This is a genomic window from Exiguobacterium sp. s43 (genome assembly GCF_018617255.1).
Classification (GTDB): Bacteria; Bacillota; Bacilli; order Exiguobacteriales; family Exiguobacteriaceae; genus Exiguobacterium; species Exiguobacterium profundum.
Map to the genome: position 1 here is coordinate 61,364 of NZ_JACSJT010000003.1, position 26,318 is coordinate 87,681.

Here is a 26,318-nt window from a genome sequence, read left to right on the forward strand (position 1 = left end):
AACTCACCGGCGTCTCAAGCGTCCGGTGAGTTTTTTGATGATCGGAGTAATTGTTCGATTACACTTGGTGAAGCAGGTCTCGCATATAAATAGCCCTGGAAAGAATCGCAATCTGTCGACTTTAAGTGTGCCAACATCTCTTCATCTTCGACTCCCTCTGCGACGACGTGGAGATTTAAACTCTTCCCAAGATGGACGATGACATCGAGGAGATGAGATTTGGACGCCATCCAATCATCGAGAAAGACTTTATCGATTTTGAGTTCATCGACCGGGAAGGACTTCAAATACTGCAAGGACGAGAAGCCTGTTCCGAAATCGTCAATCGACAGTCGATAGTTCAAGCGCTTGATTTGTTCCATGCGTTCGATGATTTCATCAGTTTGTTGCATGACAAGACTTTCCGTGATCTCCAAAATGACGTCTGCCGGGTCGAGCTGGAGTTGTTGCTTGATGTTTCGTAACGTATTCAAAAAACTGTCGCTTCGGAATTGATTAGGCGAAATGTTGATTGCCATCGAGAGCGGTTGATCGAACTCGGCTTTCCAGGCTTTCAGTTGTTTCGTTGCCTCTAAGATGACCCAGTTGTTGATGGGAACGATGAGTGCCATCTCTTCCGCGAGCGGAATGAACTCTGAAGGCGGGATTTGTCCCAGTTCGTCGTGATGCCAACGAAGGAGTGCCTCAAAACCGATGAGCCGGTCTGTGGCAAGTTCATACTTTGGTTGATACTCAAGATAAAAATGCTTTTCTTCAAGGGCTCGGTACATCGCCTTCTCAATATGGATTTGTCTCGAGAAAGCGGCATCCATATCTTTTGTCACAAATTGAATCGTACCGACGCCGATCTGTTTCCCTTTGAAGAGGGCACTTTCAGCACGTGTATACAGTTCCTCGAGTGAACTTGTCGAAGACGGATAAAATACGCATCCGATCGAAATCGATACCATGATGGAGTGATGGTAAATCCGGAACGGACGTTGCAGTTCGTGTTGCAGATGTCGGAGTACTTGGAACACTTCTTCTTTCGATTCCTCGAAGAACATGACACCGAACAGTCCGCCCGTAGGATGGAATAAAAGAGCGGATTCCGGAATAAGATGCAGTGCGCGCTCTTTGATTTGGATGAGAAGTTCGTTCCCAACGCGAGACCCGAATGACTCATTGATAATTTTGAAGCGGTCGATATCAAACAAGGCAATATGAAGGAGACCTTCTCGCTCATCGATTTGTCGAAGGATTGAGTCGTAGCGACGTAAAAACCCTTTTTTATTATAAAGTCCGGTCAACTCATTTTGATAAGCGAGGAACTGGACTTCTTTTTCAAGACGCTTCTTTTCCGACACATCAAATCCGAATGCGGTATATTGAATCACTTCATTCTTCTCACTAACAATCGGTACGACAGTCAAGTTAAGCCAACACGGCTCTGACTCATGTTGCTTACAGGAGATCGGCATCTCACCGTTCCAAATCCGATTGGTCGCAAGTGATTTTAAAACGTTACGCGAAATCCCGTCCTGTTCACTTGAATCATGAATGAGTTCGAACCATTCGCGTCCGATTAGCTGTTGCTCCGTCGCATCGAGTAGACGGCATAACGAAGGATTGATGTCTACAATCTCGCCTTTCGCATTTGTCGCCAAGTAATGCGTGGACTGTTTGATCATCTCTTGAAAATGATGAAGTAGATTGAACTGTTCTGTACTGATGAGCGGTCCAAATCCTTTTGGGAGAAACGCTAAAAAATAACCATAAATCCCTTCGAGCGAAAAAGATTGCAGGTAGGCAGTCGCATAGATGACGGAGCCATCCTTATGTTGAAACGGCGTCATCGCCGTTGTCGAGAATGGATATTGAAGGAGGAGCGGCGACCATGTTTCGAGAGCATGATCTAATTGCCGGACGACCGGCAGTGGTTGATGGAGGACTTCGTCACGTTCCCAGCCGAATAAAACTTCGGCATGCGTATTCCATAATAGGACCGTACCATCTTGAGAAATATAACAACACGGAACAGATAAAGCATCGATGAATTCATCTACTGGTAAATCACGCAATGAAGCCACATCATTTCCTCCAATCTGTCATGCTAAATGCATATTCTAATGTCAGTGTACCTGATTTTGCCAATTCAAGGAATGCTTAAGTTCGTCATTGTCAAAAGAAAGAGGGACGTCATATACTGAAAGAGTAAGATAGTTTTGAATAAGGGGGAAACAATATGTCAAAAACACATGATGTGATTGAATTGACAGAGAAGTTCGGGGCACATAACTATCATCCACTACCGATTGTCATTTCGGAGGCGAAAGGGATTTGGGTAACCGATCCTGAGGGGAATCGCTACATGGATATGTTAAGTGCATACTCTGCTGTCAATCAGGGACACTGTCATCCGAAGATCATCCAAGCGCTTAAAGATCAAGCGGATAAGATCACGTTGACGTCGCGCGCCTTTTATAACGATCAACTCGGACGTTTTTACGACAAAGTGGTAACGCTTACAAAGAAACAGATGGTGTTACCGATGAACACGGGTGCAGAAGCGGTCGAGACGGCCGTGAAGACAGCACGTCGTTGGGCATATGACGTGAAGGGCATTCCGGGACAAGCGGAAATCATCGTCTGCTCAGGAAACTTCCATGGACGGACTATGGCTGCTGTGTCGATGTCGACAGAAGCGGAATATCAGCGTGGATTCGGACCATTATTGCCAGGGTTCAAAGTTGTGCCATACGGTGATATCGACGCGTTCGAAGCGGCGATCACAGAGAATACAGCTGCGTTCATCGTTGAACCGATTCAAGGGGAAGCTGGAATCATCATTCCGCCGGCTGGTTATTTGAAGCGGGCATCTGAGCTCTGTAAAGAACATAATGTCCTCTTCGTCGCAGATGAAATTCAGTCTGGACTTGGTCGTTCTGGAAAGTGGTTTGCCATCGAGTGGGAAGACGTCACACCGGATATGTATATTCTCGGAAAAGCACTCGGAGGCGGAGTCTTCCCAATCTCATGTGTTGCAGCTGATCAGGAGATTCTTTCGGTCTTCAACCCAGGCTCGCACGGGTCGACGTTTGGTGGAAACCCGCTTGCTTCGGCTGTCTCCGTCGCGGCTCTTGAAGTGTTAGAAGAAGAAAACCTACCGGAACGTTCGCTAGAACTCGGGACGTACTTCATGGATCGCTTGAAGTCGATCGACAATCCGATGATTCGTGACGTTCGCGGACGTGGACTCTTTATCGGCATTGAGTTGACGGAGTCGGCTCGTCCTTATTGTGAGGCGCTAAAAGAGCGGGGACTTCTCTGTAAAGAAACACATGAAACCGTGATTCGATTGGCACCACCGCTTGTGATCACGAAAGAAGAACTCGACCAAGCATTCGAAGCAATCGAAGCCGTATTGGCTCCCGCAGCTATTTCGTAAGAAGCGTCAGCTTGGTATAATGAAGTCAGTTCAATCGACACCTGCCTAGCAGGTGTCTTTTTCGTGGAGGAGGAGTTGGATGATTTACATATATGTCGGATTGGCAGGGGCGGTCGGTGCTTTGGCACGCTATGGCCTTGGTATGATGATCGATTCGATTGGACCGAGCGCATTCCCGGTTTCGACATTGCTCATCAATCTCAGCGGTAGTTTTTTGTTAGGGTGGTTGACTCACATGTTTCTTCGAACGGGTAAACTTTCTCCTCAATTCGTCACGATTGTGGGGACTGGAATGATTGGTTCCTTCACTACATTCTCCACGTTTAGCGTTGAAACGATTCGATTATTAGACGAAAGTCGGATAGGGTTGGCGCTTCTATACGTCTTTTTGAGTATCACGCTTGGACTCGGGAGCTCATGGCTTGGTTATCGTGTCGGCGTGAGACGAAAAGGTGAGGTGAAATAGAGTGACAATCATGTGGATTGCGACAGGTGCCTTTTTTGGTGCGATGTGTCGTTTTGCTATCGGTCAACTGATGAAACGGTGGTCTGATTCCACCTTTCCATTTGCAACATTATTCGTCAATGTGTCGGGTTCGTTTGCTCTTGGGTATTTATATGCCCACACGAGCCATCCGTCGCTCCTTCTCTTTTTAGGGATTGGATTTTTAGGGTCGTTTACGACGTTTTCGACTTTGAAACTTGAATTGATGCGGTTTGCGACAAAAGACTGGATTCGATTCGGACTTTATCTCCTTGCGACATATCTGTTTGGAATACTGGCTGCTTATATCGGCTGGTCAATCTAAAACAACGCCCCTTCCATCTCGAAGGGGCGTTGTTTTATTCTGCAAGTTGAAGCTTCTCGGTACATGAAGCACAAGTCGTTTCGTATGATTCGCACTGTTCATCCATATGCTTCCCGCATTCCTGGCACGTTTTGTCCGGTAGTTTTTGATAAAACTCGACAGATGATTCGAGTCGGCTCGCCCATTCATTCATATGAAAATGCCTCCTTCGTAGATGTGTCACAGTATTGGTTGTTGTCATGATTGTATTATAACAGATGACATTAAGTCAACCATAATATATAACAGATATATTCAGGATTTTTTGCTACACTATACACATCAAAAGACGAGGTGAAAAAAATGAAAGTGCCACAGTGTGAAACGATTGGAATTCAATCAGAGGACGTTCCAACGCTACAAACCGCCTTGGCGCAATTAGATGCGCCTCGAGTCAGTCGTTTGTTTAAAGCGTTCGCTGATCCGACCCGTCTAAAAGTGCTGTATGTGTTGACGCTCGAACATGAACTATGTGTATGCGATGTGGCGGCCGTTATCGGTCACTCTAACGCGACCGCATCTCACCATTTACGGACATTACTCGAACAAGGGTTGGTAAAGTATCGTAAAGAAGGGAAAGTCGTTTATTATTCATTGGATGATGAGCATGTGAGACAGCTCGTTGAAATTGCATTGACACACAGTGAAGAACAAAAAGACGTTTAAGTTCAATGACCGTCCCCATTCGAGGGGCGGTCATTTTTTTGGTACTTGTCTTCGATTAAAATTCACGTTACGATATATTCAAATGAACGTTTGAATGTTAGGGGGATATGATGAGAAATCGAGACGTACTTTCTGTGTCCGGTATTACCTGTACGAATTGTGCAGCTAAGATTGAGCGAGATGTATCGAAACGTGAAGAAGTCGCATCTTGTCAAATTGATTTTGCGACGAGTCGTATGGTGATTGAATGGGTGGACCCGTCGAACCGTGACAAGATGCTTCAGTCAATTGAGCAGACGATGGGGCGGATTGAACCGGGAGCGAAGTTTGTAAAACAAGATGATGATCAAACCGAAGGACGAGATTGGACGCTTTGGAGATTTCTCACAGCCGCTCTTATTTTTTCGATGGCCATTTGGACAGATTCGACTTTAGGATTCATTGCGGCATATTCACTTGCTGGCTACGACGTCGTATACGGTGCGGTCCGGAACGTATGGAACCGGGAATGGTTTGACGAGAAATTTTTAATGACCATTGCGACAATCGGGGCATTCGCCATTTCAGAATACCCGGAAGCGGTAGCAGTCATGCTGTTTTATCAGCTCGGTGAATACGTGCAAGGACGGGCGGTACGCGCCTCCCGAAAATCGATTCAGTCCTTGTTGAATATGAAACCGACCCGGGCGCGTGTACTCGAGGCGGGTCAGGAAATGGAACGATTGCCGGAAGACGTGTCGGTTGGGTCACATCTCGTCATTCGTTCAGGAGAACTAGTCCCGATGGACGGATTCGTCGTGAGTGGGGCGAGTTCCCTAAATACATCGTCTATGACAGGTGAATCCGTTCCAAGGCAAGTGAGCGCGGGCGAGGAAGTGTTGGCAGGTATGGTCAATATCGAGGGGCGCCTCGTCGTTGAAACGACGAAACTCGCGGCTGAGTCGAGCCTTCAAAAAATGATTGCTCTCGTCGAAGAGGCGAATGGAAAGAAAGCAAAAACGGAACAAATGATCACACGATTGGCAAAAGTCTACACGCCGATCGTGGTAGTCATGGCTACACTTGTCGCATTCATTCCACCCTTGTTTGTCGGGGACTTAAATGAATGGATTTACCGGGCCTTGATTTTTCTCGTCATCAGTTGCCCGTGTGCACTTGTGATTTCTATCCCGTTAGGTTATTTCGGGGGGATCGGTTCTGGATCGAAACAAGGGATTCTTGTAAAAGGTGGCGAGTTCCTTGACACGTTGACTGAAGTGGATACAGTGGTCTTCGACAAAACAGGGACATTGACGACCGGGCGATTTGAAGTGACCGATATCGTGACGACAGACGGCATCACTAGCGATGAACTGTTACGGTTAGCTGCCCGTGTCGAACAAGCATCCAATCATCCTCTTGCGCAAGCAATCGTCCGTCGTGCTGGGGAGGTTCAATCGTTTGATTCGATTCAAGAGGAGCCGGGATATGGTCTGCGTGCACGAGATGGTGACGACGAGGTGTATGTAGGGAGTGCCCGTTACATGGAACGGTTAGGTCAAGTGATTGCAGATTCGTCAATCGGGACGAATGTACATGTGATGAAGAATAATCGTTGGCTTGGACGAATCGAACTGATGGATACGGTAAAGCCGGATGCGATGGCTGCAATCGAACAATTGAAACGAATCGGAATCCAGACGGTCATGCTATCTGGAGATCGTCGAGAAGTCGCTACAAAAATTGGCAAGCAACTCGGATTGGATGAAGTACGAGGGGAGTTGCTGCCGCACGAGAAAGTGGAGGCAATCGAACGGATGCTCGGAACGCGTAAAGTTGCTTTTGTCGGGGATGGTATGAATGATGCGGCGGCTTTGGCCCGGGCAGACGTCGGTCTCGTCATGGGTGGCGTCGGAAGCGATACAGCAGTCACGGCGGCGGACGTGGTATTGATGCATGATGCGCCAACGGATGTCATTCGGGCCATTGAGCTAGGCAAACGAACGAAGCGCGTCGTCTGGCAAAATATTTTCTTTGCCTTTGGAATCAAAGCACTTGTCATGCTTTTAGGATTGTTCGGCATCGCAACGATGTGGGAAGCGGTATTTGCGGACGTGGGAGTGGCGCTTCTTGCCATCGCGAACGCGACGCGGTTACTTCGTATGACATCATGAAAGAAGTGTCTCGGTTTTGTACCTGAGACACTTCTTTTTTTATTCGATTCTGTCGTGATGCGTTTTAATGCGCAACAACATAAAGGTGAGGATGACAATAATAGCAAGAAGTAAAAAAGTGATGGTGAAAAGGACTTGTGTCAAGAAAGATACTTGATTCTCTGCCGCAATCAACTCTTTATGAATGTCTTTGTATTGCATTTGTTTGAGAGACCGTAAATCTTCTAAAATCGTTTGCCGAAGTTCTGTCATCGTTTCTGCGACAGCCGTCGCTTTCACTAAGTCGCCTTCTTCATAGATGACGAGAACGCGGTCGGCTTCCTTTTCCCAAATGGCATCTCGTTCGAGTAAATCGAGGACAGAGCTCGGTGTGTCCGGGTCATCGATGATGGATTGTTTAAGGTCTTTGGCTTGTCGAGACATGCTATAGTACATCTCTAAAAAGTGTCGGTCTTCATATGCGAGTAATCCACGAATGGCATTTGCCCGTTCGACGTTATAATACATCACGTCTTCAATCGATTCATAGGAGTCGAGTTGTTCGCCTTGAATGGTTTCGAGACGCTCATTTGTTTCTTTCAATTGAAAAATAAAAATAAAAATAATCGAAATAGATAAGATTGATAAACTGATCCATAATAAAATCCACTTTCGTTGTGACATCGTGACCCTCCTTTCTTCTACATCGTACATGATTTTGTAAAAAACGACAGAAAATATTTTTTTGAAAAAGGAAAAAACGGGGAAATGTATAATCATTAAGAGTAGTGTCTCTTGATGAGAGAAGACAATTAGATGCATAAGGAGAGTCAATATGTCAGAGAACTCGACGTTACACAAGCTGTGCCAGGTTTTACGAAACAAGCGAACCAATCTTACCTATGAGATTCCGAGTCTTTGGAATCGCATGCGTTTCCATTCCGAGCCGGTTCGAGATGGGGTGGAACGTGTCAATCCATATGATTTTTTGTTGGAAACGATTGAAAAAACGATTTTCCCGTATGCACATGAAAGTCGCGACTATCGTACTTCCATTGCGCTTGCAGACGGACATTTACAAACCGGGGGGGATTGGATCAAACGGGCATCGGTCTACTCCATGCAAGTTCGTACATCGACCTCATGGGACCATGACGGGTCGGGTTACGTTGAAAGGGAGAATTCAGTGGGAATGAAAGACACAGGCACTTTTGTGAAAACGCTTGCATTGATTCCACATCTTCTCTATATGGGGATCGATACATTATTCCTCTTGCCGATTTCGCAACACAGCCATAAAAACAAGAAGGGTGAATTCGGTTCTCCTTATGCCGTTCAAGACTTTTTCGCAATTGATGAAGAGTTAAAGGAAACGTTAACTGGTGACGAGATGACGGTCGAAGAAGAATTTGCCGCATTCGTGGAGGCCTGTCACATGGTAGGGATTCGTGTCGTCATCGATGTCATCCCGCGGACGTGTGCCCGAGATAACCGTCTCATCTTAGAAAACCCGGAATGGTTTTACTGGATTCCCTTGACGGAAGTCGATTACTATCATCCGCCATATGTTCCGGGCATTGGGGAGAACGTCAAACCGGAATTTGCTTTCTTGCCGATGGTGTATAACTCAGAAGACGTATGGCAACACTTGCGACGGTTCTCCATGGCACCGAATTTGATTGATGCGGAGAAATGGGATCGTGTACGTAACACGTTGCTCGAGCATCCAGAAGAAAACGTATTGGCGATGATTGAACGAGAGTTCGGATTGACAACTGCACCTGCTTTCTCGGATTGTATCAATGACCCGCAACCACCATGGTCAGACGTAACCTATTTCCGACTTTTCTTAGACCATCCGCTTGCAGCGGCACCTTATGTGAACGATGCGAACATTGCACCTTATATCCTGTTTGACTCGATCAAATCCAATCAATTCCGAGGAAATGAGATCAATGAACCTGTTTGGGAGATGCTCGCTGATATCATTCCTCACTATCAACGGGAATACGGTATAGATGGAGCGCGTATTGATATGGGTCATGCCCTTCCGGTCGATTTAGCACAACGAATTTTGGAACAACCGCGTGCCATCGATTCGAATTTCAGCTTTATCGCTGAAGAACTCATCGAGTCCGGAGCCTGGGCGGCGAAGGACGCTGGCTATAATATGATTATCGGATATGGTTTTTATAAAGAACCGCGATTCAACACGCATGAAACCCATCAATTCTTATACGATTCACGCTTTTTACCTCTTCCGGTATTTGCAGCAGGTGAAACGGCAGATACGCGACGACTCGCGACACGGGAAGGCGGACGAAAAGCAAGCCGTTTGTTGACGGTGTTGAACGGATTTATGCCTAATGGGGTTCCGATGACGAACTCGGGGCTCGAATTGTATGAGACACAACCGATGAACACTGGACTCGATTGTCGACCGGAAGAGGCGTATCAACTCTTCCCGACGGATCCTTATTTTGGCAAGCTTGCGTTTTTTGATGCGTATCAGTTTCATTGGGATCATCCAGAACGGGATGAAATGATTGAAGTGATGCATCAAGTGGCTGAAATTCGACGTCGATGGTTAGATGTGCTCGTGGATCCGAATCACTTTGAACCGCTCGTTTTAAATGAACCGTTCGCCCCGTTCATTGGATTCGCTTGGTTACGACCGGAAACGAATGATACGTTGCTCATCGTAGCGAATACGAACATGGTAGATGCGCTACGAGGAGTTGTCACGCTTGATGGGGTGAGACGTCGAAATTGGAATGCGAGTCGTTTTGCGGAGATGGTCTATTCACCTGATTCGTGGCCGTATGCGGAGCATTTGTTTGATGACAATTGGAATCTCGTGGTCGATTTGAAACCGGGAGAAGTCAAAGTGTACGAGATGAGATGAAAAAACGCCTTGAACCGAATAACCGGTTCAAGGCGTTGTGTGTTTCATGTAGTAAATGACAAATTCATCGAGCGGCATCGGTTTCGCATAGCGATATCCTTGCATGGAGTCACAACCGATTTTACGAAGGAACGTCTCCTGGTACTCGGTTTCGACGCCTTCGGCAACGAGTGCCATACCGAGTTGGCGTGCCATGGCGACAATGGTCGTCGTGACCATTTGATATTCGCGATTCTCTTCAAGCTGCATCGTGAACTCACGAGGAATTTTCAGTTCATCGATTGGATAACGGACGAGGTATGCGAGTGAACTGTACCCTGTCCCGAAATCATCGATAGACAGCTTGATGCCGAGTGCTTTTAACTCTAAAATGCGATTTAATACACGATCCGAATGATGTGCGGCCACGGTTTCTGTCAACTCAAAATTAAGGCGTGACGGTTCAATCGGGAACCGCTCGAACAATGTTTTCAAGTAATCGATCAAGTGTTCATCAAACAACTGACGGACGGATAAGTTGACCGATAGTTTCGGTAAATGGATGTCGCCTTGTTCAAATACGTGAATCAATTGGAATGTCTCATGAATCATCCAACGACCTAAATCCTGAATATGTCCCGTTTCTTCAGCAATCGGAATGAACTGGCTTGGTGGAATGAACGCACCGTTATGTTGCCAGCGCATGAGCGCCTCTGCTCCGATGATTGCTTTCGTCGAGGCATCCACTTGAGGCTGAAGGAAAAGGGAAATCTCGCCTTTTTCAAGTGCGGTTTCAAGCCCTTCCATCAACACTTTCCGCTCTTCTTTGTCCTCCCGTAACTCTGGTTCGAACATGACGGTTTCGTCACGACCTTTGTCTTTCGCGCGATACATCGCCAAATCGGCATTCGAGAGCAAGTGCTTTAATTTTTTCCCATGCTCCGGGAAGCGGACAATCCCGATCGAGGCATGGACTTCGACGAGTGTCCCGGCCATATAATACGGGGGACGATAGACAAGCCGCCGCAATCGTTCCGTCAACATCTCATCGTCTCCATGTTCCGCGACGACGATAAACTCATCGCCCCCGAGTCGCCCGGCATATTCGTTCGGCAAGAGTGCAGTCCGCAGCCGTTTTCCGATATGTTGTAATAACTGGTCACCCATATGATGACCGAATTGATCATTGATTTCTTTAAATCCATCCAAATCGGAAAACATCAATGTGAACGTACGCCCTTCCTCGATCAAGCGTTCGATTTGCTCTTGAAGTGCGTAGCGGTTATGAAGACCGGTCAAACTATCGAATTTAGCTTGATACAGAATTTGTTCTTGTTGCTCGATCATCTGGGTGATGTCTTTAGCGATAGCGTAGATGCCCTCGACTTCTCCCTCGATGATCATTGGGACGTTGACCAATTGCCAGACGCGTGTTTCCCCTTCGTCGGTCATCACACGCACATCGATTGTTCGGGGACGACCGTTCGTCAACTCTTGAAGAATGATGGTATAAGGTGCACGGTCTTTCGATTCAATGATGTCTAAGATGTTCGAGCCGAGTAGTGTTTCGGTTGTCAGTCCTAAGATAGAGCTGCCGGCCTCGTTGACAGATAACACTTCGCCATGCAAGTCGAATAAGAAAATCGGTTCTGAATGGTAGGCAAAAAGCGAACGGTATTGCTGTTCACGGATTTCTAATTCATGTGCCTTGGTCGACACGGCAACTTCCAAATCTGTGTTGACGGAATGCAAACGATGACTGATGAGTGCGTTCTGTTTGGAGACGACAAACTGACGAATGAGCAACAAGAGAACAGCATTTGCGATCATCGAGTCCATTACGGATGTTCCAAGAAGGCGATCGGAAGCGAGTAAAAACATCATGACGACCACACTATACAGCACATAATCGACAATGGAATCGTAGGCAAGTGCATCTTCCGATACATCATCGACCCAGTAGCTAATCGAGATGGTCAATATACTACTGACTTGCAACAGATGAATCAATTCATGTGTAATTCCGGAAAAGACAACCAACGTGTTTGCAATCGAAGCAATCGTGAATCCAAGAATTCCGACGAGCAATAAAATCCGGAACTGTTGACCGGCTGAGACGACTCGATTTAAGTAGAGGAATGCGAGCATCATATAGAGGCTAATGAGTAACATTTGCTCTTCGAATCCGCTCAACTGTGACACGAGTGAGACGTCTTGCGTTGAAAAGAACCAAATATGAAGACCACCAATCAAAAGGAAACTGAACAGGGCGAATAAATCGAACGTGCGTAGTTTCAAAGTACGAAACTCAATCGATTGCGTGATGACGATTAAAGCCATGATTAAATAAAAGAAATTTTGGAGGAACAACAAGGACTGCATATTGTCGTTGATTGAATGATAGTGCATCAGTAAGTACAGCGTGAAGCATACATTTCCTGCACTAATCAAAATATGGATAAAACGCCGCATACCTCTATGTTTAAAGATAGCTACTCCGCTAAAGCCAATCGCTGCCCCTGATATGACGAGATAATAGATGAACAACGTGATCTGTAGTAAGTCGTGCGGGGTCAAAAATAAAAATAAAAGTCCGGTAGAAAAAGTTCCGATGAGAATCGCCGGAACGTATTGGCGCAACGAGTAAACAGACAACTCATGCACCTCCTTCTTTATATGTATGGGGCTCTTATTTATTATCGGAACAGGAGAACGAAGATTACACAAAAAAATCGACAACAATCTATATTGTTGTCGAAAATTTTAGATTTACAGTGTATAGGAGTGTTCTTTAAAGTTTCCGACGACTGAATCGATTTCAGACACAGTGACAAACGCCTCAGAATCGATTTCAGACACGATTTGACGAAGGCGGGGGATTTCATTGTTCTGGACGACGACGTACAGCATTTTTTTCGAATCGTTCGAATATCCGCCTGTCGCATCCATGATGGTGACGCCCCGTTTCAAATTCTGCTTGATGACCAAATTGATTTCGTCTGCTTTTTGACAAATGATGAAGCATTGCTTTTGGGCAGCGAAGAATTTATGAATCGTAAGCAACGTACGGGATCTGACGAAGCTTAACACAAGCGCGTACATGACAGCTTTGATGTCAAAGACGATGAAGACCAACACATAGACGATGATGTCTTGTGTCAGAAAGATTTTAGGCAACGACAAGTTTCGATTATTCATATAGATGACTTTCCCTAGAATGTCGAGTCCACCGGTGGAAGCTCCTGCAAAGAGGAGAAGTGCGAGTCCAAGCCCTGAAACGATTCCGCTGAACACCGAAGCGACGAGCGGATCATCGAGTGGGGTCGGGGGAATCAAGACTGGCAAACTATCGATGAGGATAGAGGAAAGTACGACGACAATTCCTGTCATCAAGATAAATCGACGTCCCAAATATTTTAGTCCCAATAAAAAGAGTGGGATATTAAGCACGAGCTGTGTCAAACCGATGGGAGTTCCAAACAGTTCATTCGTAATCAACGTGATTCCGACGATTCCCCCAGAACCGATTTCATTTGGTTTGAGCAGTAAGCTGACAAAGACAGACTGAAGGATTGTCCCGGCAATGATGAACAGTACCGTTTCAAGGGCAACCCGTTTTCGAGATTTTGCATACATAGATAATGGCTAGGCCTGACGCCTCCTTTTTGTAAGTCTTCTGCAAGCGTACTGCTACTTTTACGTCATTTCAAGTCTCACATGTCATTATGGAATCGATCGATATCACTCGCTAATTGCTCATGTACGTAATCGATGACTTGAGCATCATCAAAAAGTCCGAGTGGGACATCGTCTGGAATCGCATCGAATGGGGAGACGAAGTATAGGATGGCCGCAACAAGTTCCTCTTGTTTATCGGGTTGCATCTCAAATTGTTCATTGTAAAGCGCGCGTAACATATTCAGCATTTGTTTCATCTGGAAGTAAAGTGTCAGTTCTTCTTCACGCTCGATGTTACTGATTTCATTGGATGCCACATCGACTGTGACTTTTGCGAGTGCGCGTTCACCTTGAACGAGCAAGTCGCCCAATTGTTCTCGGTCGCGGATGTCTTCTTTCGCTTGTTTTAAAAAATGTGTGTATGTTGTTTTCCAATCTGCCATTTGGATTCCTCCTTCTTTCTTCATCTACTAATATGCCCGTTTTTGCGCATTGGTTGCAACTTTTCCTGAAATTTAAGAAAATAAAGATAACTGAAAAGGAGGAACGATACATATGTCTAAGATTTCGATGCCGACAGAGGCAGATTTCGCACGCTATGCAGAATTAGCTGTGAAAAAAGGTGTGAACATTCAACCTGGTCAACAATTAGAAGTACGTGCTGACATCAGTCAGGCACCACTCGTCCGTCACGTGGTGAAGGCTGCTTATGCGGCCGGAGCGAAGCAAGTGTTCGTCAACTGGAGCGACGAAGAAACAGGGAAGATCCGTTATTTCAATGCACCAGCGGATTCGTTCAAAGAGTTTCCAGATTGGTTGAAGGCTCGTTTTGAGCAATTGGCTGAAGAGAAGACGGCATTCTTGTCAATCGTCAGTGATGACCCGGATGCATTGAATGGTGTGGAATCGTCACGCATTTCGGATGCAAACCGTGCAGCAGGACAAGCGCTTGCGAAGTGGCGTCAATATGTGATGAGCGACAATGTGAGCTGGTCAATCGTCGCAGGTGCGTCAGAAGCGTGGGCACAAAAAGTATTCCCGGGACGTGATGATGCGGTTGCAGCATTATGGCAAGCCATCTTCGCAGCAACGCGGATGGATCAAGAAGATGTCGTCGCGGCATGGGATACACACGATCAATCACTCCGTAGCCGTGCGAAGCTGTTGACAGAGAAGAAATATGCGAAGCTTCATTACAAAGCGCCAGGTACGGAACTGACGATCGGACTTCCGAAAAAACACGTCTTCCTTGGCGGTGGCGGCCCGAACGTCGATGGCATCGACTTTATCGCAAACATGCCTACGGAAGAGGTCTTCACGCTCGCAGATAAAGATTCTGTGGAAGGTCACGTATCGAGTACAAAACCACTCAGCTACAGCGGGAACTTGATTGATGAGTTCACTCTTTGGTTTGAAGGTGGGAAAGTCGTCAAAGCGGAGGCGAAAAAAGGGCAAGCGGCTCTTGATGAATTGTTGAATATGGATGAGGGTGCGCGTCGTATCGGTGAAGTAGCGCTCGTTCCGGATGATTCTCCAATCTCGAACTCTGGTCTTCTCTTCTATAACACGTTGTTTGATGAGAATGCATCGTGTCACTTGGCGCTCGGACGTGCGTACTCGACATGTCTCGAAGGGGGTCCTTCGATGTCACAAGAAGAGCTCGCGGCGAACGGGGCGAACGACTCGATGACACACGTTGACTTCATGATCGGGTCAGCCGAAATGAATATCGATGGTGAACGGGAAGACGGGACGCGTGAAGCAATCATGCGTGACGGGAACTGGGTCATCTAAACAAAAGAGCGAATTCCGAAAGTTACGGAATTCGCTCTTTTTACGTGCAATCGTATAGATAGCGCAGTGCGTGAGGCAAGCGGCGACGCCAGGCCGATTCGTTGTGAATCGCATTTGGTTCGACCTCATATCGGAAGGCGATTCCTTTCTGCGCGATGACGTCAATCAGTTTCGCATTCGTGAATAGGTAGTCGCTTGGAGTGATAGGCCCGCTCTCTTCATTTGTGCCAATGTCCATATATAGTTTACCGGCGAACTCAGCATGTTTCATTTCTCGGATCAATGGATCAAGATTGGCCCATGCCGCAGTGGAGAGGGAACCAACTCGTCGAATAGAAGGATAGGTCGCCATCATGTATAGAGAGATGACACCTCCCATCGAGCTCCCCATGACCCCGACATCTTCTGGGTCAGTAGCGTACTCGCTGTCAATTCGTGGTTTTAATTCGTTCATGAGCCAATCTGTATACATACGGCCTTGGCCACCGAGTGTTGGACGAGTTCTTGCCAATTCGGGTCCGATCCGTCGATACAGCATCTCATCTTCCTCATATGAATACTCATCATAACGGTCCAGCCAGTTCGGGGCGCTCGCGATGGCGACGACCATGAGCGGGAGTCGTAGCAGGTCGATGCAACGATCGATTTCCCAACCTTCTCCATATGTAGCAGTGTTTCCAGAAAACACATTTTGTCCATCATGCATATACAGGACGGGAAGCGGGGTGCTGACGTCGACCCAGTCTGGTCGAAATACGCGGACAATCCGCTTTTGACCACGTACCTTCTCCGTCGGAATCGACACGTTCAATTGTTCAATCATCTTTCGTCACCTCTTTCTACTTGTATTGTGGAGAATCATGAACCAAAATACAATCACCTGACTTGACTACCTACCGTTCGTTAGGTAATGTATAAGGCAAGGAGAGTGAATGACGTGAATACAAAAGATAAAATCATGCAGTCTGCTCGAACACGCTTCGCACGGGATGGTTACGAAGGGTTGTCACTAGCGGCAGTAGCGGAAGATGTAGGGATTCGCAAGGCTTCTTTATATGCCCATATCGATGGGAAGGAACAACTGTTCAAACAAGTCGTGTCAGATATGGCGAATCGTTACGAAGAAGTATGGCAGACAACTTGTGACGATACGGCTGGACGACCACCTTTAGAACGAATCGATTCGATTGTCAACACACTCACGTCATTCTTTAGTGATCATGAGACTTGGATGTTGACGAAACGAATGTTACTAGTACCTCCTCCGGAGTTTCGAGAGTATATCGAGGAAGTCATCGGTACGGTCGAAACCAAGTTAAAACGATTTGAGAAAGAGCAATTTCGACTGGCGATGGAATGTGGCGATTTACCGGTACAATCGCTCGATGAACTATATGCTGCCTACTATTGCTTTTTAGATGGCGCCTTACTATCGTTATTCACATTTGAAGAGGATCGGAATATGAGACAACAAGCTGCGTTTCGAATTTTCAAGAAAGGAGTGGGTTGGGATGAGTAAAGAGAAGAGTGCATGGATCTCCCTCCTGTTTGCAGGACTACTCGAAATCGTCTGGGCGACCACGATGAAGTTGTCTGAAGGCTTCACGATTCTAGGTCCGACATTGTGGACAATCGTGTTATTGATTCTCAGTTTCGGATTATTGGCGAAAGCGTTTCGGACGCTGCCTGCCGGTACGGGGTACGCTGTTTTTACAGGAATCGGTGCGGTCGGCACAGTCATAGTTGGCGCCTTCTTGTTTGACGAGGGGCTTAGTGGATGGAAACTAATACTTGTGGCGACGTTGATTATCGGCATCATCGGATTGAAGCAAGTGACAGGAGGGGAAGAAGCATGAGTTGGGTTTATCTGATTGGAGCGGGAATTGCTGAAATGACAGCCGTTTTCTTTATGGGGAAATCGAAAGGATACCAGATTTTAAAGTGGTCGATTGCATCAATTTTATCGTTTGCGCTCAGCTTCTATTGGTTATCAAAATCACTTGAGGTCATTCCTCTTAGTCTTGCCTATTCCATCTGGGTAGGCATCGGCGCGGCCGGCGGTGTCATTTTAGGGATGCTCTATTTGAACGAATCGAAAAATCGTTGGCGTATCTTCTTTTTGTTGATGATTATTAGTAGTGTAATCGGTTTAAAAATTGTCTCGTAAAGGATTGAAATGTGCTGAAAACGGGAATTTATTACTTCAGATTATGTGATGAAAAAAAGGGGGCGGAAAACGATGCATCTTGTCGAGTTGCAATCCGAACGTTTGCGGTTTGAACCGTATACGCTTTCTGATTTCTATTTTGTCAAATCGCTTCTCCAAGATCCACGGGTGATGCGCTTCATCAGTCCGGATGGGAGACCGTATACAGACGAACAGACGATTGAATGGTTTGAACGTCAATTGGCCCGCTATGAGACAGGACGCCAAACGGGTCTCCTGAAGCTCATGACATTTGAAAGTGATGAACCGATTGGTCACGCAGGTACGCTATTGCATGAATTGGACGGCAAAATCGAGTTGGAAGTCGGATATTGGTTGTCACCGAAGCATTGGCACATGGGATATGGTCGAGAAGCCGCCGCGCGTCTGATGCAGCATGCTTTTTCAGAGGGCGAGAAGGAGATTATTTCTCTGATTCATCCGGACAACGTTCCATCTCAACGTGTCGCCAAAGCGAATGGTCTTCACTGGGATCGAGATACACTGTACAAGGATATGCTCGTCTCCGTTTATGCGGGTGACTTGGAGCGGTTATGTCGACATATCGACCGTCAACAAATGACACGATAAAAAGTCTCTAAAAAAATAAAAAAAGTTGTTGCCAACTCAATAGTTTCTTGATATATTAATAGTGTCCTTAAGAGAGGACACGACCTGATTCTGTAGCTCAGCTGGGAGAGCGCTACCTTGACAGGGTAGAGGTCGCTGGTTCGAGCCCAGTCAGAATCACTTGGGTGCCAAACCCTCGAGAAACCCACCGGAACATGGGTTTCCGCGAAGCCACTTCTTGCGAGAAGTGGCTCTTTTTTTGTATATTGACATGGCACGAAAGCAATTGGTATATTCCTTTCAATACATAATGAAACGGGGAATGCAACATGGTGCTAACGGGTACACTCGTCAATGCCGCATTGATTGTCATCGGGGCATTGCTAGGTCTCTTATTTCACCGCATTCCGGAGCGTATGAAGGAGACGGTGACTGCGGCAATCGGGCTTGCGGTCATCTTGCTTGGGATTCAAATGGGGATGAAGAGTGAGAACTTCTTGATTGTCATCGGAAGTCTCGTCGTCGGGTCAGCGCTCGGGGAGTGGTGGAAGTTAGATGAATTATTAAATGAAGTCGGTTATCGACTTGAACGGCGACTTGGAAGTCAATCGAGTGTAGCGGAAGGATTCGTAACGGCCACACTCATTTTCGTGATCGGGGCGATGGCCATTATCGGGGCGCTCGATAGCGGGTTGCGTGGTGATCATGACGTGTTGTACACGAAAGGGTTGATTGATGGTTTTACGGCCCTCGTGTTAAGTTCGACACTTGGGATTGGGGTCATGTTTTCAGCAGTTCCAGTGTTACTGTATCAGGGCGGAATCGCATTACTCGCCATTCAAATCATGAAATTCATACCGGAATCGCTCATGGACAGTTTTATTTTAGAGATGACCGCGACCGGTGGGGTCATGATTGTGGCGATTGGTCTGAACTTGGTTGGAATCACAAAAATTCGTGTGGCCAATTTATTACCGGGGATTTTAGTGGTCGCGATGATTGTCACGGTTATACATATGCTGTAAAGAAAAAAGACTGAATTCGATTCAGTCTTTTTTCGTGGTTGCATTCATTGTGGAAGGCTCTTTTCGTAGAGCTTCCGCAATGATTTTATCCCAATCGGCTGCATCGCACGCCGCTGTGCAGGTAGGTTCAATTTCACATGTTGCACATTTCCCGCCTTTTGCTTTACGTGTGTAGCGGTAAAGAGAAAATGCGGCATATCCAAAAACAATGAATCCGATGAGTAGGTCAAAGAATGACATGGTATTCCTCCTTACGCAACTCCGAATAAGCGACCGACTTGATAAATGACAAGAGACACCACATAAGCGACACCTAAACCGTATAAACTGGCGAACCATGTCAACTTGGCACTACCCACTTCTCGCCGGATGACAGCGACTGTCGCCAAACAAGGGACATAAAGTAAAACGAAGGCCATGAAGCTATACGCGCTGAGTGGGGTGAAGATTGGTAATAGCGACTCCGATAAATCTGATTCGCCGACCGCATAGATGATTGCCATCGTAGACACGACCACTTCTTTTGCTAAGAATCCGGTGATGAGCGAGGCACCGGCTTGCCAAGTACCGAATCCGAGTGGGACGAGTAATGTGGCAATCATACCACCAATCATCGCCAAGAAACTGTCATTCATCGGTACATCAAAGCCGCTTGGACCTGAATAGGCGAGTAGCCAGATGAACACAGAGCCACCAAAAATAAATGTACCGGCTTTTCGAACGAATCCTTTAGCTTTTTGCCAAGTGCTACGCCATAAGGTAAGTCCTTGGGGAACGCGGTATGGAGGTTGTTCGACGATGAATAAGCTCGTCTGATCTTCAGAGGCCAATGCCTTCGTAAAGATTTTCGCGGCAATCAAGGCAAGGAAAATTCCCAACATATAGAGCGAGAGGACAACGAGTGCTTGATGAGTAGAGAAGAAACTCGCCGCAAACACAGCGTAAATCGGAAGCCGGGCCGAACATGACATGAATGGTGAGATGAAGATGGTGACTAGACGTTCGCGCTCCTCTTCGACCGTTCGAGCGGCCATGATTCCAGGAACGTTACATCCGAATCCGATAATCATCGGGATAAAGCTTTTTCCATTCAATCCGACGAGTTGCATGAAACGATCCATCACGATGGCGACTCGCGCCATATATCCGGAGTCCTCTAAAAATGAGATAAAGAAAAAGAGGACAAAGATTTGCGGAACAAAAACCAATACGCCACCGACACCTGCGATGACACCGTCTACGAGAAGTGCTTTAATGAATGGAGAAGCACCTACAGCATCTAACATCCAAACCGTTCCTGATGTGATCGGACCAGACAATAGTCCGTCTAATAAATCGGAAAGAGGTGCACCAACCCAATTAAATGTCACGTGGAATAGCGCATAGAGTACCCCGAAGAAGATGGGTAAACCTAAGATAGGATGCGTCACAACCGCATCGATGCGATCTGTCATCGTCACGTCCTGTGCATTGTGATTTTCAATGACCTGGTGTCGAATCTGTTTCGCCCAATCGCGACGACGCTCAGTGATGTGTGCGTGTGCAAAACGCCCTATAGCCGTTTCCAGTTCTTTTCGGACGGCAACAATCTCTGGAGATGATGCTTCTAAATGGTCGACGACAATCCGGTTGCCTGCTAAATATTGAATTGTAATCCAGCGATCCGTTCTCGATAGACCAGTTAAACGAAGAATGCGTGTAATCGCTTCTTCGGTCTCTGGACCATAGTTTAATTCGAAAGGTTGACGCTTCTCCATTTGAATCGATGAGAGCAAGACGTCACAACCATAACCTGTTCGTGCGGTGATCGGGAAGACATCTACTTGGAGGAGCGTTTTTAATTTGTCGAGATTAACATGCATTCCACGACTTTCTGCGACGTCGACCATGTTTAAACCGATTTGAAGCGGTCGTCCCATCTCTAGAAGTTGCAAAGTAAGTTGTAAGTTACGTTCTAATTGTGAAGCATCGACAATATTGATCATCCCGTCAAATGGTTCATGCAGTAAGAAACGGGAGACAATCGCTTCATCTGCCGAGAGCGGGTCTAAGTCATAGACACCGGGTAAATCAATTAATTGTCCGACTTTCCCATGTAACTGACCGATTTTTTGTTCGACTGTGACACCGGCCCAGTTGCCCACATGTGCGAATGAACCTGTTAATCGATTAAACAATGAAGTTTTGCCTGTATTTGGATTGCCAATCAATGCGATCCGTTGGCTCATGGTACAATCACTCCGATTTTTTCGGCATCTGATCTTCGGATGGCGATAATTTGTTGATGATCCACTTGTTCAATGGTGAGCGGTCCTGAAAAAATAGCTCTGCGCTTCACACGAACCGAGCATCCCTCGTAAAAACCAAGAGAAATCATTCGTCGGCGCAAGCGATCATCAATTTTAGTCAAATCAGATAAAATGACGGTTTGATTCAACGCGACATGTCGTAATAGACTCATAAGTAACCTTCCCCATCTTTTGATAACGATTCTCATTCGCTATCTTATCATGTCGAAAGAGAAAGTGAAATATTGATCATATAAAAAGTTATAAATAATAAATAGTAAGGTCGAGTGAACATAAAAAGAAGTGTAAACGAGTATCGTTTACACTTCTTCAATCGACTCATGATCTTCTTTGGCACTTTCGCGCAAGGCTGAAGCCATCACGTCAGCAAGATTCCGTTCACGAAGCACGCCGACACCACGGTCGGTCGGTCCGCCTGGAGCGGCCACATCGGCAATCAGTTCATTCGTCTCACGTGTTTCATGAGACAGTAACTCAGCGGAGCCTTTCATCGCTTGGGCGACAATTTGACGCGCTGTCTGTTCATCGTAACCGACATCCGTTAGGACGGGCGTCATCGCACCTACAATTTCATAGAAAAAGGCAGGACTGCACCCTGCAGCGGCCATAAAGGCGGACATCGTTTTCGCATCGGTGACGGCCGTTCGACCGACCCGTTCAAAGAGAGAAGTCGCTTTCTCACGGACTGCCTCATCTGTTTCTGGACCAAACCATAGCCCCGTCATCCCGTTCCGATGGGCGACAGGCGTGTTCGGCATGGCGCAAACAGCTGGTAGCCCTGAAGCCTCTTCTAATTGGCTCGGTTCGATATGTGCAGCGACTGAGACGAGTAGTGGGGTCTTCCATTCTTTTGATTCTACGTACGGGATGACGCCATCAGGTTGCATCGCTAATACGACGATGTCATAGTCGTTAACGTTTTCGTCCTCAACAATTTGAACGCCGAGTTCATCTTGTAGGAAGAGTAAGCGCTCCCGGTCACTTCGGTTTGTCATTGTGATGTGTGTCGGTTCGATGCCCGAGTCGATCCACCCGCGAACGAGCGCCTCACTCATCGATCCAGCACCGACCATTAGTAATTGATTCATCATTCGTCACCTCTTCTTTTCGATTCGGTCAATAGTTATGTTGACTATCATAACAAACATACACTCGAATATCGCCCATCCTGCTCATTTGTAAAGAGATGGAAAACGATTTGACATAGGAATCGACGAACATGACAAACGTTTCAAATCGCGCTATGATGGCACTAATTCAAAAGAGTGAGGCGAAATCGTGTGAAACGTGTACTAGTAAAAGGGATTCAAGGTTACCAGCGTTTTATTTCACCATTAAAGCCGCCAACGTGCCGATTTTATCCGAGCTGTTCGCACTACGGAATCGAAGCAATCGAAAAACATGGGGCTGTCAAAGGCAGTTATTTAACCGCTCGCCGACTCATTCGCTGCCAGCCGTTTCATCCAGGCGGGCTCGATTATGTTCCGGATACATTTGATTGGAAAGCGCCTTTACAACGAGAGAAACCTGAGTCACAGCGAGACGATTGAGTTCGTCTCGCTGTTTTTGTACAGAACAAACAATGAATCAGTTGTTTTAGTACAATACTTTTGCATTGTTCTAAGTATTCTGAAAAAATAGAGGTGTACACTATTTTTCGGGGGAAGGGGATACTTTGTATGGGGCAATCATTTAGTGAATGGGTGAGTACGGCATCCAACTTTGTATGGGGACCGCCGCTCTTGATTTTGCTTGTGGGGACAGGCATTTACTTGACGGTGCGTCTAGGTGGGATTCAAATCACCAAATTACCGTATGCGTTGAAATTGGCGTTTTCGAAAAATCAGGATCAATCCTCTAAAGGGGACATCAGTCACTTCCAGGCGCTCATGACTGCTCTGGCGGCGACCGTCGGTACGGGTAATATCGTCGGGGTGTCGACAGCGGTCGTATTAGGAGGACCGGGAGCCATCGTATGGATGTGGGTGTCCGGTTTCTTTGGGATGGCAACGAAATACGCAGAGGCAGTTCTTGCCGTGAAGTATCGGGTCACTGATGAGCGCGGTCAAATGGCTGGTGGACCGATGTACTATCTAGAACGAGGGTTGAATCAACGATGGTTAGCGGTAGCATTTGCTGCATTCGCATCGATTGCGGCGTTCGGTATTGGAAACGGGGTCCAAACGAACTCGGTCGCGCTTGCGCTCAAAACAACGTTTGACGTACCACTATACATATCAGGGATTCTCATTATGATTTTTACAGGAGCGGTCATTCTCGGAGGCGTGCGTTCCATCGGGAAAGTAGTCAGTTACTTCGTCCCCGTCATGATTGCCTTCTACTTAGGTAGCGGTCTTTTAATTATGGTGATGAATTACTCGCTGATTCCGGATGCGTTCGCACTCATCTTCAGCAGTACGTTCAGTGCAGAAGCAATCGGTGGAGGGGCCATCGGAGCTGCCATTCGATACGGGGTGGCACGTGGTGTCTTCTCGAACGAAGCAGGTCTTGGCTCTGCTCCGATCGCAGCAGCGGCAGCGAAAACAGATATGCCGGGTCGTCAGGCGCTCGTCTCGATGACTCAAGTCTTCTTGGACACGCTTGTCGTCTGTTCGGTGACAGGATTGACACTCGTCATGGGTGGTCAAATCGGGACAGGACTTGAAGGGGTCGAATTGACTTCAGCTACATTTGAACTGTTCCTCGGACCAGCCGGCGGTTATATTGTCACAATCGGGCTCGTTTTGTTCGCCTATTCGACCGTGCTCGGTTGGTCGTATTACGGCGAACGCTCCATTCATTACTTGTTCGGACAAAAGTCGATTCTTCCCTATCGGATTGCTTTTGTACTCGTCGCGGGACTCGGTGCCATGACGACGAACTTGAACTTGGTATGGGCGTTATCGGATGTCTTCAACGGCTTAATGGCCATCCCGAACTTGATTGGTCTCTTGTTCTTGTCGGGTGTTGTCATTGCCGAGACGAAGCGTTTCAACCAACAGCTTGAAATTGAAAATCGAAAAGTTTCCTAAACGGAAGGACGCCATCCTTATGAATCAGAGGGTGGCGTCTTTTGTTTTGCTTCTAATTCATCGAGTCGTGCTTTTTGTAAATGATCAAACACTTTTGTGATAAAGCCAACCATGATGCCCACCCCAGTCAATACATATCCGATTGTGAATATTTTTCCGATGTCGGTCTGAGGGGCAAAATCACCATATCCGATGGTAGTCAGGGTGATGACACTGAAGTAAAGTGCGTCCAACCAACGCATCTCCTCGAACCGTGTGTAAAAAAGTGTACCGGATAGGACAGTGAGAAAGGCAAGACTGAATAAGACTTGGAACTCAGGTTCGCGGAGGCCACGCCAGATTCCGCGTACAATTCGACGCAATGTCAGTAAGAACGGCAACATGTCACTCGCTCCTTTCGATATTAGGTTTGTTCGCTAAAAACGGGGGAACATCCTTTATAGTTCGAGAAAAGAGAAAGGGTGAGTTGGATGGGGAAAGTCATACCGAAACAAGAAGGACTCGACCATAGTGTCGATTTTTTACGGGAAGGATATCTATTTGTTGCGAATCGTCGCAAAAGTTTTCAATCAAATATCTTTGAAACACGTTTGCTCGGGGAGCGCGTGATTTGTCTTGGGGGCGAAGAGGCTGCCGAGGTGTTCTATGATGCAGACAAATTCATGCGTCAGAATGCGGCGCCAAAACGTCTATTGAAAACCTTGTTTGGAGAAGATGGGGTCCAAACACTAGATGGTGCGGCTCATACGCATCGAAAACATATGTTCATGTCATTGATGACAAAAGAAAATATAGATCGATTGCTCCGCTTGACATATCGAGAGTGGAACCAGATTGAACGAATGGGAGAGGAGGTCGTCTTATACGATATTGCGCAACAAGTGTTGATGAAGGCCGTATGTGAATGGTCGGGAGTTCCACTTGCGAAAGAAGAAGTTGGGAAGCGCACTGAAGAGATGAGGTTATTATTTGAATCGGGTACGTCTCTTTGTCCCACGTATTTACAAGGTCGGAAGGCACGAAGTTCCGCTGAAACCTGGATTCGTCAGATGGTAAAAGAATTGCGGTCGAATCGATTATTGCCGAACGAACATACGGCGCTGTACGAATTTTCGTGGCACCGAGATGAATCCGGAGAGTTATTACCTGAAGACGTCGTGGCGGTCGAAGTATTGAACATTTTACGCCCGACTGTCGCAATCTCGGTGTATGTCCTCTTCACTGTCTTAGCTTTACATCAGTTCCCGGATGTAAAAGAGCAGGTAGAGCGGGGAGAGGTCTCGAAAACAGAATTTGTTCAGGAAGTGAGACGGTTTTATCCATTTTTCCCTGTAGCGGCAGCTCGTGTCAAAACCGATTTTGAATGGGACGGCTATGCATTTTCGGAAGGGACGCTGACGCTTCTTGATTTGTACGGTACGAATCATGATTCCTCTATTTGGACGGAGCCGGATCGATTCGATCCCTCTCGTTTTAAAGATTGGAACGAGAGTCCGTTTAACTTTATTCCGCAAGGTGGGGGAGATGTAGATTTTGGACATCGATGTGCCGGTGAACATGTGACCATTGCAATTCTTGGACAAGTCATTGAGTTGTTTACTAAGGAATACGTCTACACGGTCCCACCTCAAGACTTGAGCTATAGTTTTGTAGACATGCCGAGTCTGCCGAAAAGTAAATTGCGATTGACTCATCTAACTCGAAACCAATAAAAAAGTCGCCTACTCGATGGGAGTAGGCGACTTTG

General features: G+C 46.7%; 27 protein-coding genes and 1 tRNA gene. 16 read left to right on the forward strand and 12 right to left on the reverse strand.

Annotated features, from left to right (window positions below):
* Window positions 1-14: 14 nt before the first annotated feature.
* Window positions 15-2,069: a sensor domain-containing protein gene (locus tag KNO79_RS12665; RefSeq protein ID WP_031420968.1), complete on the reverse strand. Its 2,055-nt coding sequence runs from the start codon at window positions 2,067-2,069 to the stop codon at window positions 15-17.
* 155 nt (window positions 2,070-2,224) lie between these two features.
* Between KNO79_RS12665 and KNO79_RS12670 the strand changes: the two genes are divergently transcribed.
* From KNO79_RS12670 to KNO79_RS12680, 3 genes are all read left to right on the forward strand, one after another.
* The gene (locus KNO79_RS12670; protein WP_015880758.1) at window positions 2,225-3,427 is read left to right on the forward strand and encodes an ornithine--oxo-acid transaminase; all 1,203 of its coding nucleotides are present in this window, start codon (window positions 2,225-2,227) and stop codon (window positions 3,425-3,427) included.
* A 79-nt stretch (window positions 3,428-3,506) separates the two neighbouring features.
* Window positions 3,507-3,893, forward strand: a complete 387-nt coding sequence (gene crcB / locus KNO79_RS12675) for a fluoride efflux transporter CrcB (protein WP_078146292.1) — start codon at window positions 3,507-3,509, stop codon at window positions 3,891-3,893.
* 10 nt (window positions 3,894-3,903) lie between these two features.
* Window positions 3,904-4,236: a fluoride efflux transporter FluC gene (locus KNO79_RS12680; protein ID WP_078147891.1), complete on the forward strand. Its 333-nt coding sequence runs from the start codon at window positions 3,904-3,906 to the stop codon at window positions 4,234-4,236.
* Between the two features lie 34 nt (window positions 4,237-4,270).
* Here KNO79_RS12680 and yhfH read toward each other — a convergent pair whose 3' ends face one another.
* The gene (gene yhfH / locus KNO79_RS12685; protein WP_015880761.1) at window positions 4,271-4,429 is read right to left on the reverse strand and encodes a protein YhfH; all 159 of its coding nucleotides are present in this window, start codon (window positions 4,427-4,429) and stop codon (window positions 4,271-4,273) included.
* Between the two features lie 149 nt (window positions 4,430-4,578).
* Here yhfH and KNO79_RS12690 point away from each other — a divergent pair, with 149 nt between their 5' ends.
* Window positions 4,579-4,941, forward strand: a complete 363-nt coding sequence (locus tag KNO79_RS12690) for an ArsR/SmtB family transcription factor (protein WP_015880762.1) — start codon at window positions 4,579-4,581, stop codon at window positions 4,939-4,941.
* A 110-nt stretch (window positions 4,942-5,051) separates the two neighbouring features.
* The gene (locus tag KNO79_RS12695) at window positions 5,052-7,094 is read left to right on the forward strand and encodes a heavy metal translocating P-type ATPase (protein ID WP_214691461.1); all 2,043 of its coding nucleotides are present in this window, start codon (window positions 5,052-5,054) and stop codon (window positions 7,092-7,094) included.
* A gap of 39 nt (window positions 7,095-7,133) precedes the next feature.
* Here KNO79_RS12695 and KNO79_RS12700 read toward each other — a convergent pair whose 3' ends face one another.
* On the reverse strand, window positions 7,134-7,757 hold the full coding sequence (locus tag KNO79_RS12700; protein WP_078146294.1) for a hypothetical protein: 624 nt from the start codon (window positions 7,755-7,757) through the stop codon (window positions 7,134-7,136).
* A gap of 151 nt (window positions 7,758-7,908) precedes the next feature.
* Between KNO79_RS12700 and KNO79_RS12705 the strand changes: the two genes are divergently transcribed.
* A complete protein-coding gene (locus KNO79_RS12705) occupies window positions 7,909-9,978 on the forward strand; it encodes an alpha-amylase family protein (RefSeq protein WP_214691462.1) in 2,070 nt (689 codons plus the stop codon).
* Window positions 9,979-10,005: 27 nt separating this feature from the next.
* Here the strand turns inward: KNO79_RS12705 and KNO79_RS12710 are convergent, their stop codons facing one another.
* The 3 genes from KNO79_RS12710 to KNO79_RS12720 form a co-directional block, all read right to left on the reverse strand.
* Window positions 10,006-12,612 carry a putative bifunctional diguanylate cyclase/phosphodiesterase gene (locus tag KNO79_RS12710; RefSeq protein ID WP_159563520.1) on the reverse strand — a complete coding sequence of 869 codons (2,607 nt, stop codon included), beginning with the start codon at window positions 12,610-12,612 and terminating at the stop codon, window positions 10,006-10,008.
* 114 nt (window positions 12,613-12,726) lie between these two features.
* Window positions 12,727-13,593 (reverse strand): YitT family protein, encoded by an 867-nt coding sequence (locus KNO79_RS12715; protein ID WP_015880767.1) that lies wholly within the window; start codon window positions 13,591-13,593, stop codon window positions 12,727-12,729.
* Window positions 13,594-13,670: 77 nt separating this feature from the next.
* Window positions 13,671-14,078 carry a YkvA family protein gene (locus KNO79_RS12720; protein WP_074037788.1) on the reverse strand — a complete coding sequence of 136 codons (408 nt, stop codon included), beginning with the start codon at window positions 14,076-14,078 and terminating at the stop codon, window positions 13,671-13,673.
* A 112-nt stretch (window positions 14,079-14,190) separates the two neighbouring features.
* On the opposite strand from KNO79_RS12720, the gene KNO79_RS12725 reads away from it, so the two are divergent.
* The gene (locus KNO79_RS12725; protein ID WP_015880769.1) at window positions 14,191-15,429 is read left to right on the forward strand and encodes an aminopeptidase; all 1,239 of its coding nucleotides are present in this window, start codon (window positions 14,191-14,193) and stop codon (window positions 15,427-15,429) included.
* Window positions 15,430-15,469: 40 nt separating this feature from the next.
* On the opposite strand, the gene KNO79_RS12730 is transcribed toward KNO79_RS12725, so the two are convergent.
* Complete coding sequence (locus KNO79_RS12730) at window positions 15,470-16,252, reverse strand: alpha/beta hydrolase (RefSeq protein ID WP_159563522.1); 783 nt, start codon at window positions 16,250-16,252, stop codon at window positions 15,470-15,472.
* A 114-nt stretch (window positions 16,253-16,366) separates the two neighbouring features.
* Between KNO79_RS12730 and KNO79_RS12735 the strand changes: the two genes are divergently transcribed.
* From KNO79_RS12735 to KNO79_RS12760, 6 genes are all read left to right on the forward strand, one after another.
* Complete coding sequence (locus KNO79_RS12735) at window positions 16,367-16,948, forward strand: TetR/AcrR family transcriptional regulator (protein WP_214691463.1); 582 nt, start codon at window positions 16,367-16,369, stop codon at window positions 16,946-16,948.
* Window positions 16,941-17,285 carry a DMT family transporter gene (locus KNO79_RS12740; protein WP_074037785.1) on the forward strand — a complete coding sequence of 115 codons (345 nt, stop codon included), beginning with the start codon at window positions 16,941-16,943 and terminating at the stop codon, window positions 17,283-17,285. Before KNO79_RS12735 ends, KNO79_RS12740 begins: the two co-directional genes overlap by 8 nt.
* Window positions 17,282-17,596, forward strand: a complete 315-nt coding sequence (locus KNO79_RS12745; protein WP_159563525.1) for a DMT family transporter — start codon at window positions 17,282-17,284, stop codon at window positions 17,594-17,596. Before KNO79_RS12740 ends, KNO79_RS12745 begins: the two co-directional genes overlap by 4 nt.
* Before the next feature lie 72 nt (window positions 17,597-17,668).
* Window positions 17,669-18,226: a GNAT family N-acetyltransferase gene (locus tag KNO79_RS12750; RefSeq protein WP_084543120.1), complete on the forward strand. Its 558-nt coding sequence runs from the start codon at window positions 17,669-17,671 to the stop codon at window positions 18,224-18,226.
* A gap of 86 nt (window positions 18,227-18,312) precedes the next feature.
* A tRNA-Val gene (locus tag KNO79_RS12755) sits at window positions 18,313-18,385 on the forward strand.
* Window positions 18,386-18,534: 149 nt separating this feature from the next.
* Window positions 18,535-19,230 carry a DUF554 domain-containing protein gene (locus KNO79_RS12760; RefSeq protein WP_159563526.1) on the forward strand — a complete coding sequence of 232 codons (696 nt, stop codon included), beginning with the start codon at window positions 18,535-18,537 and terminating at the stop codon, window positions 19,228-19,230.
* 21 nt (window positions 19,231-19,251) lie between these two features.
* Here the strand turns inward: KNO79_RS12760 and KNO79_RS12765 are convergent, their stop codons facing one another.
* The 4 genes from KNO79_RS12765 to KNO79_RS12780 all read right to left on the reverse strand — a co-directional run bounded on the left by KNO79_RS12765 (window position 19,252) and on the right by KNO79_RS12780 (window position 22,627).
* Window positions 19,252-19,470, reverse strand: a complete 219-nt coding sequence (locus KNO79_RS12765) for a FeoB-associated Cys-rich membrane protein (RefSeq protein ID WP_035387786.1) — start codon at window positions 19,468-19,470, stop codon at window positions 19,252-19,254.
* 11 nt (window positions 19,471-19,481) lie between these two features.
* Entirely contained in the window at window positions 19,482-21,458 is a 1,977-nt protein-coding gene (gene feoB, locus KNO79_RS12770) for a ferrous iron transport protein B (protein WP_214691464.1), read from the reverse strand.
* Window positions 21,455-21,691, reverse strand: a complete 237-nt coding sequence (locus KNO79_RS12775) for a FeoA family protein (RefSeq protein WP_034771241.1) — start codon at window positions 21,689-21,691, stop codon at window positions 21,455-21,457. Before KNO79_RS12775 ends, feoB begins: the two co-directional genes overlap by 4 nt.
* Before the next feature lie 147 nt (window positions 21,692-21,838).
* Window positions 21,839-22,627, reverse strand: a complete 789-nt coding sequence (locus tag KNO79_RS12780; protein WP_074037973.1) for a pyrroline-5-carboxylate reductase family protein — start codon at window positions 22,625-22,627, stop codon at window positions 21,839-21,841.
* 192 nt (window positions 22,628-22,819) lie between these two features.
* Here KNO79_RS12780 and yidD point away from each other — a divergent pair, with 192 nt between their 5' ends.
* A complete protein-coding gene (gene yidD, locus KNO79_RS12785; protein WP_015880777.1) occupies window positions 22,820-23,089 on the forward strand; it encodes a membrane protein insertion efficiency factor YidD in 270 nt (89 codons plus the stop codon).
* A gap of 129 nt (window positions 23,090-23,218) precedes the next feature.
* On the forward strand, window positions 23,219-24,571 hold the full coding sequence (locus KNO79_RS12790) for an alanine/glycine:cation symporter family protein (protein ID WP_074037781.1): 1,353 nt from the start codon (window positions 23,219-23,221) through the stop codon (window positions 24,569-24,571).
* Window positions 24,572-24,588: 17 nt separating this feature from the next.
* Here KNO79_RS12790 and KNO79_RS12795 read toward each other — a convergent pair whose 3' ends face one another.
* A complete protein-coding gene (locus tag KNO79_RS12795; RefSeq protein WP_159563530.1) occupies window positions 24,589-24,954 on the reverse strand; it encodes a potassium channel family protein in 366 nt (121 codons plus the stop codon).
* 87 nt (window positions 24,955-25,041) lie between these two features.
* Between KNO79_RS12795 and KNO79_RS12800 the strand changes: the two genes are divergently transcribed.
* Window positions 25,042-26,283 carry a cytochrome P450 gene (locus KNO79_RS12800; protein ID WP_214691465.1) on the forward strand — a complete coding sequence of 414 codons (1,242 nt, stop codon included), beginning with the start codon at window positions 25,042-25,044 and terminating at the stop codon, window positions 26,281-26,283.
* The last annotated feature ends 35 nt before the right edge of the window (window positions 26,284-26,318 follow it).

Coding starts and splice junctions, on each gene's coding strand:
- KNO79_RS12670 (WP_015880758.1), top strand. CDS start 2,225: ATGTCAAAAACACATGATGTGATTGAATTGACAGAGAAGTTCGGGGCA.
- crcB (WP_078146292.1), top strand. CDS start 3,507: ATGATTTACATATATGTCGGATTGGCAGGGGCGGTCGGTGCTTTGGCA.
- KNO79_RS12680 (WP_078147891.1), top strand. CDS start 3,904: ATGTGGATTGCGACAGGTGCCTTTTTTGGTGCGATGTGTCGTTTTGCT.
- yhfH (WP_015880761.1), bottom strand. CDS start 4,429: ATGAATGAATGGGCGAGCCGACTCGAATCATCTGTCGAGTTTTATCAA.
- KNO79_RS12690 (WP_015880762.1), top strand. CDS start 4,579: ATGAAAGTGCCACAGTGTGAAACGATTGGAATTCAATCAGAGGACGTT.
- KNO79_RS12695 (WP_214691461.1), top strand. CDS start 5,052: ATGAGAAATCGAGACGTACTTTCTGTGTCCGGTATTACCTGTACGAAT.
- KNO79_RS12700 (WP_078146294.1), bottom strand. CDS start 7,757: ATGTCACAACGAAAGTGGATTTTATTATGGATCAGTTTATCAATCTTA.
- KNO79_RS12705 (WP_214691462.1), top strand. CDS start 7,909: ATGTCAGAGAACTCGACGTTACACAAGCTGTGCCAGGTTTTACGAAAC.
- KNO79_RS12715 (WP_015880767.1), bottom strand. CDS start 13,593: ATGTATGCAAAATCTCGAAAACGGGTTGCCCTTGAAACGGTACTGTTC.
- KNO79_RS12720 (WP_074037788.1), bottom strand. CDS start 14,078: ATGGCAGATTGGAAAACAACATACACACATTTTTTAAAACAAGCGAAA.
- KNO79_RS12725 (WP_015880769.1), top strand. CDS start 14,191: ATGTCTAAGATTTCGATGCCGACAGAGGCAGATTTCGCACGCTATGCA.
- KNO79_RS12730 (WP_159563522.1), bottom strand. CDS start 16,252: ATGATTGAACAATTGAACGTGTCGATTCCGACGGAGAAGGTACGTGGT.
- KNO79_RS12740 (WP_074037785.1), top strand. CDS start 16,941: ATGAGTAAAGAGAAGAGTGCATGGATCTCCCTCCTGTTTGCAGGACTA.
- KNO79_RS12745 (WP_159563525.1), top strand. CDS start 17,282: ATGAGTTGGGTTTATCTGATTGGAGCGGGAATTGCTGAAATGACAGCC.
- KNO79_RS12750 (WP_084543120.1), top strand. CDS start 17,669: ATGCATCTTGTCGAGTTGCAATCCGAACGTTTGCGGTTTGAACCGTAT.
- KNO79_RS12760 (WP_159563526.1), top strand. CDS start 18,535: ATGGTGCTAACGGGTACACTCGTCAATGCCGCATTGATTGTCATCGGG.
- KNO79_RS12765 (WP_035387786.1), bottom strand. CDS start 19,470: ATGTCATTCTTTGACCTACTCATCGGATTCATTGTTTTTGGATATGCC.
- feoB (WP_214691464.1), bottom strand. CDS start 21,458: ATGAGCCAACGGATCGCATTGATTGGCAATCCAAATACAGGCAAAACT.
- KNO79_RS12775 (WP_034771241.1), bottom strand. CDS start 21,691: ATGAGTCTATTACGACATGTCGCGTTGAATCAAACCGTCATTTTATCT.
- KNO79_RS12780 (WP_074037973.1), bottom strand. CDS start 22,627: ATGAATCAATTACTAATGGTCGGTGCTGGATCGATGAGTGAGGCGCTC.
- KNO79_RS12790 (WP_074037781.1), top strand. CDS start 23,219: ATGGGGCAATCATTTAGTGAATGGGTGAGTACGGCATCCAACTTTGTA.
- KNO79_RS12795 (WP_159563530.1), bottom strand. CDS start 24,954: ATGTTGCCGTTCTTACTGACATTGCGTCGAATTGTACGCGGAATCTGG.
- KNO79_RS12800 (WP_214691465.1), top strand. CDS start 25,042: ATGGGGAAAGTCATACCGAAACAAGAAGGACTCGACCATAGTGTCGAT.